This is a genomic window from Eubacterium sp. CAG:161 (assembly GCF_000432355.1).
Classification (GTDB): domain Bacteria; phylum Bacillota; class Clostridia; order Lachnospirales; family Lachnospiraceae; genus Eubacterium_G; species Eubacterium_G segne.
Genome location: NZ_HF991855.1, coordinates 34396 through 47962, shown reverse-complemented (window position 1 = coordinate 47962; position 13567 = coordinate 34396). Strand labels below are relative to the sequence as shown.

The 13567-nt window shown below is 34.9% G+C and carries 11 protein-coding genes; all 11 read right to left on the bottom strand.

From position 1 onward, the window contains the following. Nucleotides 1-1372: CpaF family protein (locus tag Q5O30_RS03150; protein WP_302674548.1), on the bottom strand; the 1372-nt coding region annotated here is incomplete at its 3' end. Nucleotides 1373-1383: 11 nt separating this feature from the next. After that, nucleotides 1384-2523 (bottom strand): AAA family ATPase, encoded by a 1140-nt coding sequence (locus Q5O30_RS03145; protein ID WP_021952305.1) that lies wholly within the window; start codon nucleotides 2521-2523, stop codon nucleotides 1384-1386. 24 nt (nucleotides 2524-2547) lie between these two features. After that, nucleotides 2548-3288, bottom strand: a complete 741-nt coding sequence (cpaB, locus tag Q5O30_RS03140) for a Flp pilus assembly protein CpaB (protein ID WP_021952304.1) — start codon at nucleotides 3286-3288, stop codon at nucleotides 2548-2550. A gap of 60 nt (nucleotides 3289-3348) precedes the next feature. Further along, on the bottom strand, nucleotides 3349-3750 hold the full coding sequence (locus Q5O30_RS03135; RefSeq protein ID WP_021952303.1) for a TadE/TadG family type IV pilus assembly protein: 402 nt from the start codon (nucleotides 3748-3750) through the stop codon (nucleotides 3349-3351). Between the two features lie 82 nt (nucleotides 3751-3832). Next, nucleotides 3833-3991 (bottom strand): Flp family type IVb pilin, encoded by a 159-nt coding sequence (locus tag Q5O30_RS03130; protein WP_021952302.1) that lies wholly within the window; start codon nucleotides 3989-3991, stop codon nucleotides 3833-3835. A gap of 11 nt (nucleotides 3992-4002) precedes the next feature. Beyond that, a complete protein-coding gene (locus Q5O30_RS03125) occupies nucleotides 4003-4686 on the bottom strand; it encodes an A24 family peptidase (RefSeq protein WP_021952301.1) in 684 nt (227 codons plus the stop codon). 221 nt (nucleotides 4687-4907) lie between these two features. Continuing rightward, nucleotides 4908-5063: a Flp family type IVb pilin gene (locus Q5O30_RS03120; protein ID WP_021952300.1), complete on the bottom strand. Its 156-nt coding sequence runs from the start codon at nucleotides 5061-5063 to the stop codon at nucleotides 4908-4910. Between the two features lie 372 nt (nucleotides 5064-5435). Continuing rightward, nucleotides 5436-10091, bottom strand: coding sequence for a leucine-rich repeat domain-containing protein (locus tag Q5O30_RS03115; protein ID WP_021952299.1), 4656 nt, complete (start codon nucleotides 10089-10091; stop codon nucleotides 5436-5438). Between the two features lie 40 nt (nucleotides 10092-10131). Then, nucleotides 10132-11463 carry a Tad domain-containing protein gene (locus tag Q5O30_RS03110; protein WP_021952298.1) on the bottom strand — a complete coding sequence of 444 codons (1332 nt, stop codon included), beginning with the start codon at nucleotides 11461-11463 and terminating at the stop codon, nucleotides 10132-10134. Nucleotides 11464-11775: 312 nt separating this feature from the next. Next, nucleotides 11776-12369, bottom strand: coding sequence for a YesL family protein (locus Q5O30_RS03105; protein ID WP_021952297.1), 594 nt, complete (start codon nucleotides 12367-12369; stop codon nucleotides 11776-11778). A 16-nt stretch (nucleotides 12370-12385) separates the two neighbouring features. After that, nucleotides 12386-13567, bottom strand: coding sequence for a S41 family peptidase (locus Q5O30_RS03100; protein WP_118589447.1), 1182 nt, complete (start codon nucleotides 13565-13567; stop codon nucleotides 12386-12388).

The following is a 13567-nucleotide window of genomic DNA, read 5'->3' as shown; positions in this document are numbered from 1 at the left end:
CACTTGCTGTTATCTTCTCACAACATTTCGGTCTGATACCGGTACTGTAAAAATCACCAACAGACATATTATTTTCATCATAGCCTTCCTGACGATACTTAAATATTTCCTGCATGGTAATGGTATTCCCTTCCATACCGGTTACTTCACATATACTTGTAATTTTTCTTGATCCATCTCTAAGTCTTGCCTGCTGAACAATAAGATCAATGGCACCTGCAACCTGCTGTCTGATAGCTGATACCGGTAAGTCCATTCCTGCCATCATAACCATTGTTTCGATACGTGCCAAACAGTCTCTTGCTGAGTTAGCATGAGCAGTAGTTATAGAACCTTCATGACCTGTATTCATAGCCTGAAGCATATCTAATGTCTCGCCTCCACGAACTTCTCCGACGATAATTCTATCCGGTCTCATTCTCAATGCATTACGAACCAAATCTCTTATGGTTATGGCTCCATTTCCCTCTAAGTTAGCCGGTCTGCTTTCCAATGTAACAACATGTTCCTGCATAAGTCTAAGTTCAGCCGCATCTTCTATTGTTACAATTCTTTCATTGGACGGTATAAAGGCAGAAAGCACATTAAGTAATGTTGTCTTACCTGAACCGGTACCACCGGATACAAGAATATTTAACTTGCCCCTAACTGCCGCTTCAAGAAACTCTGCCATATCATCTGAAAGTGAACCGAATTGCTTTAAATTTTCTACTGAAAGTGGTTTCTTAGAAAACTTTCTTATTGTAATTGTTGTTCCGCCTAATGCTAATGGTGGCATTATGGCGTTAACACGGGAACCATCTTCAAGTCTGGCATCAACCATAGGATTTGAATCATCTATTCTTCGTCCTAAAGGTGTTACTATTCTGTCAATAGTTCTCCTAACATGTTCTTCATTTTTGAAAGTTACATTTGTTTTCAGTAACTTTCCCTTACGTTCTACATATATCTGCTTAGCACCATTAACCATGATTTCAGATACGCTGTCATCATTAATCAGGTTTTCAAGAGGTCCTAATCCAACAATCTCATCTATTACATTTTTTGTAATAGTCATTTTTTCAGTATTATTTATCTCCGGATGACTTTCTGTTAAATACTCGTCTATAAGAGATTTTATTGTATCTATTGTAACTTCATCCTGCTTGGCTAACACCTTTGTAACTTCTCTGTGGGTTTCATCCTGCACTGCTACAAACTGTTCGTCATCTGCTCCCGGAATTATATATGTATCATTTGCGCCTACCGTACCGGCAGTCTGCTTTAATGAATAATTTTTTTGTTCTTCCTTTTCTGCCGCAGCTATTGCCTCTTTTTTCTGCTGAGCTTCCTTTTCATTGTTAGCTGTAGTAATTCTCTCTAATAATCCCATCTAAAATCTCCTTATATGTCCTGACTGTTTACATAATTCAATATGGCTTTTGATGCTTTAGAGCGAGGTGCAACATCTACAAGAGGAATACCTCTGTTAATAGCCGAGATTGCACTTTTAGAGTCACGTGGTATTACTAAATCCATGTCCTTATTCAAAGTGGACTCCATATCTTTTCTCTTTATGTATGATTCTCCATCCTTATTCAGTACCATCTTAACTTTATCAAAATGTCCTAATGTCTTCAAAACATCCAAGCACACTTTTGTATTCTTTAATGTTGATATTTCCGGATTTGTAACAAAATAGATACTGTCTGAAATATCTAATGCATGCAAAACAAACTCGTCAATTGTAGGACTCATATCGAAAATAATATAGTCAAATTCCTTTTTTAGTACATCTGCAATCATGCTTATATGCTCAGGTTTAACTATTTCTGCAAGCTCCGGAGATGCCGGTGCACATAAAATACTTACCCCTGTATTATGCTTATAGAGATAACGTTTAATTGATGAACGGCTAAAAGAACCTTCCTTTACTAAATCTGATATGGTTTCAAATCTTGGTACATTCATAAAAATTCCAACGTCACCAAACTGTAAATCTAAATCAATAAGCACTACATCTTTTCCTTTTTCCTGCAATGCAGTAGCTAAATTAACTGATACAGTGCTTTTTCCCGTTCCACCTTTCGTACCAAAAACGGAGATAGTTTTTCCATTCTTAGTTCCAACAAATCCATCTTCTGATTCTTCGCTGTCATCTACTGTTGCAATATTTTCCTTTTCAATTTCACCTACAATGCTTCTGTATATGGAATCTTCATTATCGTCCTTAGAAATAACCTTTGTTATTCCACATTCCATAGCTTTAGTTAATACATTAACATCATAGTTTCCTGTAATCAAAATCAAAGCCTTATCTTTTACAGTTCTATTTATTTTTTCTACAAAATTACTCTCTGCATCTGCAAACTGCTCTGAATATATGATAATGGCGTCACAATCACTGACTGTAATTTTATCTAAATTTCTAGGCTCAAGTTCTAACAATCCTGCAAATTCAAATCCACTACCATTTATAATCTTTTTTAAATATGCATTACCGCTTTCAGTGGTAAGCCCTAATACTTTGTACTTTCCTGCCATTACATTATATTCCTTTCTTTAAATTTATTCTTTTATCATATCTGATGAAGAGTAAGGTCCACCATGAATTACACGGTTATTATTCTTGTATCTAAGAGAGATTGATACCTTGCCCATTTCCTTTGCAGTAGCAAGTTTTGCACACTGTTTAGGTGAAAGTTCAAGAGTCAAACTTGTATAAACATCTAAAGGTGTTGTTGTATATCCCTCGTCACCGACGCGAAGTACCTTTACTGCTTCAGCTATAACTGATGTAACCTTTCCTTTTACTTCCATATTCTGTCTGTCTTCTGTTCCAACCTTCTGTACAGGCGAACCATCTACTACAGCTATTACATCTACTAAGTCACCGGCTTCTATGTAACCTGCAACCCCTGTATCATGGTCAACTTCCACTGACATTGCTCTTTTTCCTTCTGCAATCTGATAAGATAAAGATGCTCCACCGTTTTTACTTGATACAAACTTAGATGTTATAAGCTGTTCATCAGCCACAATATCGTCTTTTGCAACAGAGCCAACCACATCTGCTCTCTGTCTTGCAGCCTTTGGATGAATACCGTCTACAGGCATATCAACTTCTTTTACCATCTTGTCTGTAACCGTTGTATTAGCCGGAATATCAGTTAATGCCACTACAACTTTCTCTGTTTTATAATTTACGCTGCCGTCTCCGTTCTTCTTATCATAGGAACTTAAAAATCCATATATTAATACTGAACTTAATAAAGCTGCAACTACTGCTATTATGTATATTTTTTTCATTATTTTTTACTCCGTTCTACCGCATAACCAATGCGATGCTTTTTATATTTTAATTGTCTTTTACCTTGCTCCTACATTTTTAGACTTAGCTTCATAATATTCGCCAAAAGCTGTCTGTCCTACGAATGTAAGCATTTTCACTTTACATTCCACACTGACCGTAACCTTTTCATTATCTATATCTACGTCAATTTTAGGAGATTCTGCACCCTTGCTAAGGTTATCCCTAACTCTGTTTTTTGTATCATCAATTAATTTGTTCTTTTCAGAATCTTCAATGTCTGCACCATTTATAACAGCATACCTGACTCCTGAAAAAGCGGCACTCTCTACTGAATATTTATTTGAATATGCCCATCCCATATCTATTATTCCACACAATATGGTCAAAAGTAAGGGTACAACAAGTGCAAATTCCACCATAGACTGACCCTTTTCGCTTTTAAGAATTTTTTTTATCACATTATCACCTCCCACCATCTTATATGTAAATCAATCTCACAAGTATAAATATTTTAAAAGATCTAAACTACACCTTTTACACTTATTTTATTACATTTTTGTTGATTTCTGCATATTTAGTATCTAATTTAATGCCAACGGTTGTAAGTGCTGCAACAACTACCAATGCAATAAGACCTATTATCAATACATACTCTACCATTCCCTGACCCTCTTCGTTTCTAAGAAAACTTCTAAGCATTGTTTTTTCTCCTAATTCATTATAAATTTCCAAAAATCAATCATTACACTTTCATTTATAAGCATTACAACCATCATTGCCACCGCCATAAATGGTCCCATTGGTATCATTTCATACATTGCATTTTTTAATGATGTTCGTCCTTTAATAAATTCATAAATTAAAACTCCGATTCCCATGAGAACTATCGCATATAATAGCCCGTTTATTCCTAAGCAAAATCCCATAACGGCTGCAAGTTTTATATCCCCTGCACCAACAGATTTTCCCATAAACGCCGGAATCATAAACACTACAAATCCTGCCACAAAACCGATTAAAGAACTAATTATATTAAACTCCGGAACCCATGTAACACCAAACAAAGCCGGAATACCTATAATTAATTTTGCCACAAGCATTAACAGAAGTATTTCATTAGGTATTATTCTGTGATGCAAATCTGTAACATATATAAGAATGCACGCTAACAACATTAACAATATATATATAATTTCCGATATTCTATTAACATTAACAACGGTAAAACAACTTACCACTATTGCTAATATTGTGATAATGTTCTTTTCCTTTTTGCTTGTTTTAAACACCCGGCTTCTTTTTTCTAAAAGAACCTTTTCAAAAAAAATACTAATAAGACTGCATCCAATACCGGATATCATTCCAATTAACATTTTTATTGCCACTATCTCCATAATTTAACACCTCATGTAAACCAGATTAGTTGCTCACCAGATAACGTCATATTCACATCATGTATAAATTTTATATTAAATAAGGCGAGTCCATAAGACCCGCCTTATCATCAATTATGATATATAGGCAATCATACAAATTCCTATATACCCAACCTTAGTATGTAACCCATCCTAGGTCATCATGATTATCAATAACCAAATCATCTGGTTGTTTTCTCTTATTTAAGATTGTTTGTAACCTGGCCGAATTTTCCTTCAATTCCTTGAGATAAAACTGTGATAGCTCCGATAACTGCAACAGCGATTAATGCAATGATTAATGCATATTCTACCATTCCCTGACCGCTTTCATCCTTTAAAAATCTCTTTAACATAATGTTCTCCCTTCTTAACTTATAATTTTTTATAATACTTTCAACAACTCAATGTTGAAAAAATTACTTAAATCGGTAATTTTCAACTCATAACCAGCATCTATACTTATTTATGCACCGTCATTTTAAACAAATATATTTTTAATATATTCAGTTTTTGTTCAAAATAGAACAATTTATTTTTTTTGATTTAACGTTAAACTTTAAAAATCTGCACATTATTTTGTCTGCTTGTTATGTTTTTTAGTATAATGTTCACAATTTGTTTTGTCAACACCTTTTTTGCACTTGTAACGATTTCATTTAGTGAATTTTTTAAATTTATAAATATTGCACTAAATTCAGCCCTGTCAACCGGTGCTATATTGTATATTATTTGGTCTTGACTGCCTTAATTCCACTCCATTTGCCATATTTTGTGACACCGGATTTTTTAACAAAGGCTCTTATTCTAAAATAATATTTCTTCTTTTTCTTAAGTTTTTTAATTGTGCACCCCAAACTCTTTCCGCTGTTTATCTTCTTAACAGTTTTATATCCACCTTTTTTCTTTTTTGATATCTGTATCTGATAACCGGTAGCTCCTGAGACTTTTTTCCACTTCAATGATATTTTCTTTTTTCCACCTTTGCATTTTGCCCATTTTGCCTTACCAGGTGCTTTCACTGAAACAGACGGCTTCGACACAACTATTTTAACTGTTTTTGATGCCTGCAAAATTCTGTTTTTATTAGCACGTATTTCTAATACAACAGTACCTGCATTTATACCTGTTACGGAAAGTGTCTTCTGATCCTGACTTAACTCCCATTTTGCAGTCACATAGTTACCCTCAACCAAATCAACAATAATATCGTTGTAATCACCTGTATGTGGCAATATTTCTATTCCCAATTTTACAGTCTGACCCACCTTAATATTAGTATTTCCTGTAATTTTAACTCCGGTTACCTTAGGTTTTTCTATAGTTATAGTTGTTGACTCTGATTTTATTATTTCCCCATCATCATTGTAAACATTACATGTGATGGTGACGGTTCTCTCATTTTCAGAATACTTTTTAACTGTTACATTACCATAATTATCCACAACAGCTTTATCCGGGTTGCCCGAAACAAACTCAATTTTATTATTTGTAATTTTCTTATAATTTTCCTCTGTAGCTTCAGTTATTCTGTCTCTAAAATTATTAGTCATGTAAGAGAATACTGATTCCGTTGCCCCTTCCTGAATACTTTTACTTGAAAGGCGAATATCCGTGATATTACCATTTACGTGCATCGTAAAAGTTACGCCGTTTTCTTCGTTACCAACAGCCGGATAAATGGTAATTTGCGACTTTCCAACCTTAAGTGGTCTAAAACTAATCTTATTGGCAAAAGTATTTACATTAGCTTTTACAACATCTTCATTACTGCTTTTAACCACAATGTCATTACTTAATAATTCTTCATTAAATCCATAAATGTAAGATATTTCATCTGTAGTGTAAACTTTACCATTATTCTCTATTTTTAATTCATTTCCTTCTCCATCATACAATTTGATTCTCAAATTTTTTGAAGATACGCATACCTTCAGACTTGCCTGACCTCTTCCTGCCATAGCTTTCGCATTTATTGTAGTTTCTCCCGCTCCAACAGCCTGTAAGGTACATACAAATTTTCCGTCTACCTCCGTAGTTTTTGTAACTTTTACAATCTTTTCATTACTACTTGTAAACTTAATGGTATCTCTATATTCAGCATTTTCATCATCACCTAGAAGTATTTCTGAAGCTTCAATGTCAGTTGTAGTTCCATACATCATATCTATAGAGCCTCTAGGACTAATTGTAATAAGATTTGCAGGCGAAACCACATTAATATATATAACCTTGGTTACCTGACCGGCTTTCACCCTGATACTTGCAGTACCACAGCTTCCGCCTTTAGGTGATATCGTAACTGATAATCCATCATCCGCTACCGTCATTGATATATAATCCGCACCGGTTAATACATCCCATTCAACAGTATCTGTAATAGGATCACCGGTTTTTGATACAAATTTAGGTGATATTTTCACACCTGCTTTTTCATCAACACTAATATACTGTTTATCATCCGTTACTATATCAACACAAGGCACCCTTGTTACATCTGCCACATAGCTTACAGTTGGTGAATATACCAAAACAACTCCATCCGCTGTTCTCAACTGAAGGTATTCCTGTATGTTCACACCTATTTTTTCTCCTTCACTTAATCCCTTAAGTGCTACGGCATAGGCTGAATTCTGGTATGCAGCAGTGTAGTCATTTTTATCTGCTTTGTTTACGGCTATCTTTTGTGTTGGTACCATCTTTGTTCTTTCCGGATTTTTTTCACCGTCAAGATTGCCTATCTTTGCATCATATAAATACGAATTATCTGCTATTTTAACCTGTGAGTAATAACCATTTGAGTCCGAAGCGATAGTATAAAGAGGTATAATTGTTTCCTCATTAAGTCTGACTGTTATCTGGTCATTTAATGGTGTAATAGCCAGGTTAAAAGTATATGTTGTTAAATAGAATTTTCCATTGCTGGAATATCCAATTCCTGACCATTCGGTTATCGGGAATTTTTCATTATCAATTCCACCTTTTATTGAATCCGTTTTAAATGTGCACTTATCATAAACATTTACCGATTTTAATCTTATGCATGCTCCAAGAGCCTGATTATCGACACATGCTACAGCTTTACTTAATACCACTGTATCCAAATACTGACATCCATAAAAAGTACTTCTATTAATTATTGTAAGCGGTGCATTTTTGTCCATAACAAAGCTTCTTAATCCACTATTACTAAATGCTCCTAATCCAATATATTGTAATTTTCCTGCATATGATGCATCCAAATTCAATTCCTTTTTGTCTGTCATATATTTTTCCGCAATCCTTGAAGAATCTGCAAATGCATTATCGCCTATTGTTTCCAGATTCCTAGGTAACACAACACTCTTTAGAGACTCGCATCCCTGATATGCACCATTCTCTATTACCTTTAAAGCCTGCGGCAACTCATCATCTATAACAAGATTGAAATCGTTATAAAATGCAAATCGTCCAATTTTTTCGATATTGTCACCCATCTCAACAGTTTCAAGTCCTGTATACCACTCATCATCTATGGCTTTTACGCCTAAACTTGAAACAGCTAAGCCATTTCCCATTAAAATATTTGTTGAGCATTCTGCAAAAGCATACTCCGGAATAACCTTTAATTCTTTAGGTAATGATACCTTTTTTAAATTCAAACACCTATAAAACGCATATTTTCCTAATGTTAATTTTGAACATTTAGATAAGTCAGCGTTAGGTAACCCTACCACATATTGATAATGGAGTTCACTCGCAAAAGCATAACTCGGATCACTCCGAGATATTTGAATATATACTACAATGGAACCTTCTCCTACCTCTTTAGCAGATTTTTTTAATTTGTCCGGATTAACATATGCTTCCTTAGGCTGATAATAATTTGCATTTTCATTTGAAAATAATATAACCTTGTTGTCTCCATCTTCTTTAGAAGTATGTATATCATCAGGCATGATATAATATCTTACTGCCTTGTTTATTCCTATAAACTCATCATTATCTTTAGCCCAGTCAGTTACACTATATCCGCACTCATTAAAGGCATAGTCTCCTATTTTTGTGAGATTTGCCGGAAAATTAATACTTTCCATACGACTACAACCGCTAAAAGCATAATCACCGATTTCCAATGTTACCCTCTGGTTGTATTCGTTATCCGTAGGTAATTTTATTGTTTTAAGATGTATTGAATCTGAAAATGCATAATGTCCTATCTTCTTTACAACATCTCCCTTTACCTCCGGGAAATCGTCAACAACCAGTTCTTCCATTGAACCATTTCCAGAAAATGCATATGTACCAATGGATTCTACGGTTCCTGGTATTTCCACAGACCCAAAACCACAATGAGAAAATGCACTTCTTCCTATTGTCTTAAGTTTTGTAAGTTTTGTTACAAAAGAAAAATCATACAAAGAGCTACAACTATTAAATGCCCCTTCCTCTATTCTTTCTATACTGTCAGGAAGCTTTACACTATATAATTCTTCACACATTTCAAATACCGAGGTTTCAATAGCTGTAATTCCGGTATTTGCAGACAAATCTATTTTCAAAAGTCCGCTTCCGGAGAATGCACTATCCATGATTTTTACAATTTTCTCCGGTATTTCTATACTCTTAAGGCTAGTAGTGTTGGATAAAAATCCTGCCGGAATTGCTGTCATTCCTGCACCTAATTTAACCGAATCTAATCTTATACATCCATCAAAAACGCCACCACCAATTCCTACAACCGAATCATCTCCGGCATTTTCTATGGCTGCATTTATACCATCAGGTATAACTATAGACTTTAAATTCTCACATATAGCAAATGCATTATTTCCAATTTTAGCTATTTTTTCCGGAAGCACTATCCCATCTAAAGCCTTACAATTTCTAAATGCCTCACTTTGAATTGTAACCAGTGTCTGTGGTAAATCAACAGTTTCCAAATTGGCACAGTTAAAAAATGCTTCTTTGCCTATTTCCACAATATTTGATGGCATTCCAAACTGCTTAAATCCACAATTTTGAAACTCATTTGCCTCAATCCTTTTAACTTTTGACAGTCTTGAAGCATCAATCGCCGAAGCCTTTCTTGCATATCCCAAGCCTTCCAAGCTTTCTATTTTGTCATAATCCGGGTATGTTGACAAATCGATTTTACCTGTATATGTCCTTAAATCCTTTACTGTAATATTTGCGTACTTATCTCCACCAATTATATACCTAACTGCATAACACAATTGCACATCAGGTATTATATTGGTTGTAATCTGTATATTATCATCAACCATTGATTCCGCTGCACTTACGTTTTTTATAAGCCCTGAAAAATCTGTTCCGGGAATAATTGAAAACGTCATAGCCACAGCCAGTGTAATGCTAAAAAACTTCTTTGAAAATTTTCTCATAATTAATACTTCTCCTACCCTCGTATCCGTAAATACTCTATTACTCAACTAACTTTGCACTTTTCTTTGCTTTACCGGACTGTGTTCTTCCTCCAAAAGGCCAATTTGGATCATTTTTTGGAAGTTCTACAGTTAACGTTCCATTGTTTGTACCAACCTGATTAGCTGTTATTGAACCCTTTACAGTTACTTCTTTTCCACTCATAATACACTCACCATTAGGTGAATAAAATAATGCCTTAACATCCATTTTGTCACTGTTCAGGTTAATATGAGTGTTTCCTCTTCCCCAAACAGCTGAATATTTTCCATCTACTGAATTATCAAGTACCTGCTTGCCATTAGCAAAGTTGATTTCCTGACCGTCAGCAACAATTGTTGCTCCACTAAGCACAACATCATTGGCAAATACAATATCTGCCTTACACATCATAACACCACTAATATCAGCTTTGCCCTGTATTCCTAAATATCCTTCCGAAAACAGACTTCCTTCAACCACCAACTCGGAACTTATCTCCATTCCATTTACTTTTAAAATTCCTTTTATAACTAACTTTTTAATTCCATTGTATTCACCAATATTCAAATGGCTGTTTGCATATATTTTTTCTCCACTTTCAATTGTAAGAACCCCATCATGTGTATGACTTTTTGCGAACTGAGTATCCGGGAAATTTCCATCAATAACCTGATATTCCGAATCTTCTACATAAGGAATTCTTTCATTTATAATGTCTTCATAGTTAGGCATTTCTATATAGTTGTCCTCATCTTCATATGTTTCATAATTACCTGATGAACCCTTGTTATTAAACTTCGGCACCTCTATAACTCCATTGTCAATATTAAGGGTACCTGATATGTCAGCTGCACCATTGGCATGAATATCACCATCAGGAATATTAACACTTCCATGCAATCCAAAATATGCCTTGGTTCCTGAGAAAATAGCATAATCCTTGGCTCCTTTTTCGCCTGCTGCTGCAACTGCCTTACATGCAACAGGCAATTCGCTATATCCAACTACACCGGCAAAATAGGTTTTTACATCTTTCTTGATTTTAACCTCAACTTTTTCACCATTATCCAGTATGTTTACTGTTACATTTTTTGCATCATAACCGTTAAGCTCTGCGTACTCCTTTGCAACGCTTTCCGTTTTTGCCCTTTCAGGCAATGAATCTGCCGCTGCCAGTGCTGATAAATCGCAGGCATCCTGCATACTTACCTTGGTTGTGTAAGCATTTCCAAAATCCACTGCAAATGCCGTAAATCCGAAAATCACCACAAGACTCAACACTACCATAACCATGGAAGCACCGCTTTCTTCCTTACTAAATTTCCTAATTTTCTCTAAAATTTTCACCATATAGCCCTCCAATTTTTCTCTATATTTTACGTTAATATTATGGTTCCGCACCACGCATGTTCCTTAATTATCATATTTTATTTTATGGTTGTCAACTATTTTGCACTAGTGCAGATAGCCTTCTGGTGAATTTTCGGCACTTTTAACAAGAAAAACGTTTTTGAAATCATTGATTTTTGAACGAACTGATTAAACTATTTTTATGTAATAAAAAAACACAGAGCTTTGTCATCCGACTTTTCGCTCTGCGTCCTTTTTCTCATCATTTTTTTATCAAATAATCTGTTTCATTACCTTACAGACAAATATTTTCTACTTAATATATCTCTTAAACACCTTTTCCAGCATAAAGCTGTCTAACAGCATTCCTCCCACTGGCAAAACTACAATAAGTACAGGTATGTCCCAAACAAGCATTGCCGATAAAGCAAATATTACAGCCATACCCAGTGTTACCGGAAGATGTGCAAAAAACATTAAAAGTCCGTTTTTTAGTGTATTTTTCCAATTATTTTCAAATCTTGCCGTTAACGCAAATGTCCATATTGCCCATGTCATGGCAAGAATCCAAAGTATAAAAAATGTAATCTGATATCCGGAAATTACGGAGCCACCACCAAGTGCTAAGGATATATCCCACATACTAACCACTGTAAGTATGGCAAATATTATTGATGCCTGCACCGTGTTTTTGAAATTATCCTTAAAGCATTTTAAAAATCCCTTATAGCAGTATCCACGGTTTTGCCGTATATTCCTAAACACCGTATCATATAGTGCAGTAGTTGATGCCCCTGCTGTTATTACCGGAATACAACACACAAACCACAAAAGGCTTACCGCAATCACATCAAACACTTTATTGCCTATTCTGAATATAAAACTATCACTGTTAATCTTTGGCATAGTATTTTTTCCTTTATTACTTTTCTTTTTCAATAACCTCTATTGCTTTTTGCAATTGATTATCCTTTTTACCATCTTTAGATATCTCCACCTTAACATCAGGAGTAATACCCTTGCCATGAATGTTAACGCCCTTAGGTGTATAGTATTTTTCTACAGTAAGTTTAACTGCAGAACCGTCACTTAAAGGAATAATACTTTGTACAATTCCTTTTCCAAAGGACTGGGTTCCCACTATCTTTCCTGCTCCAAAATCCTGAATGGCTCCTGAAAAAATTTCTGAAGCACTGGCACTGTTTTCATTCTGTAAAACTACCATAGGCATATCTAAGAAATTAGCATCTGATTTCTTTTCCTGCTTGTTTCCATCCTTATCCTTGGTATAAACCAATGTTCCTTCCGGCAACAAATCATCTAACATTTCACATACCGTGTCATAAAGTCCACCGGGATTGTTTCTTAAGTCAAATATAACTGATTTCATTCCCCGCTTCTTCAAATCATCTAATGCTTCCTTAAACTGGTCATACGTCACTTCCTCAAACTGGGTAATTTGAATGTATCCTATGCCCTTTGACTTATCAAGCATCTTGTGTTCTACTGTCGGAACATCAACCTTGTCTCTGGTTACTTCTAAATCAATGTATTCTTTTTCAGAGGTTCTGTACACGTTAATTTTAACTTTCGTGTCTTTTTCTCCCTTCATTTTTGCCACAACATTGTTTAAATCTTCCCCGGTTACTTCCTTATCTTCTACCTTAAATATAATATCTCCATTTTTCATTCCTGCTTTTTCTGCAGGTGAACCTTTAAAAACATTAATGGCAGTAATTACACCTGTGTCCGCATTTTGCGAAACTAATGCGCCAATTCCGCAATAACTTCCTGAAGTTTCTTCCTTTAATGCATCATATTCATCCTTTGTATAATAAACTGAATACGGATCATTTAATCCCTGAAGTAATCCTTTATATATATTCTCTTCAAGAGTCTTTTCATCTGTTTTTTCAAGATACTTTAAATCTATTACATCTTTCAGAAAATCCAGTTTTCCGGAGACTTCACTGCTTATGGTTGTCTTGCTTCCTGTTTCTGTTTTTACTGCGTTTATTCCAAAACCAACGCATATTGCCACTATAAGCATTACAAAGGCTCCCGTTAAAAAACCGGGTAAAAATTTTGTCTTATTTTTCTTCAT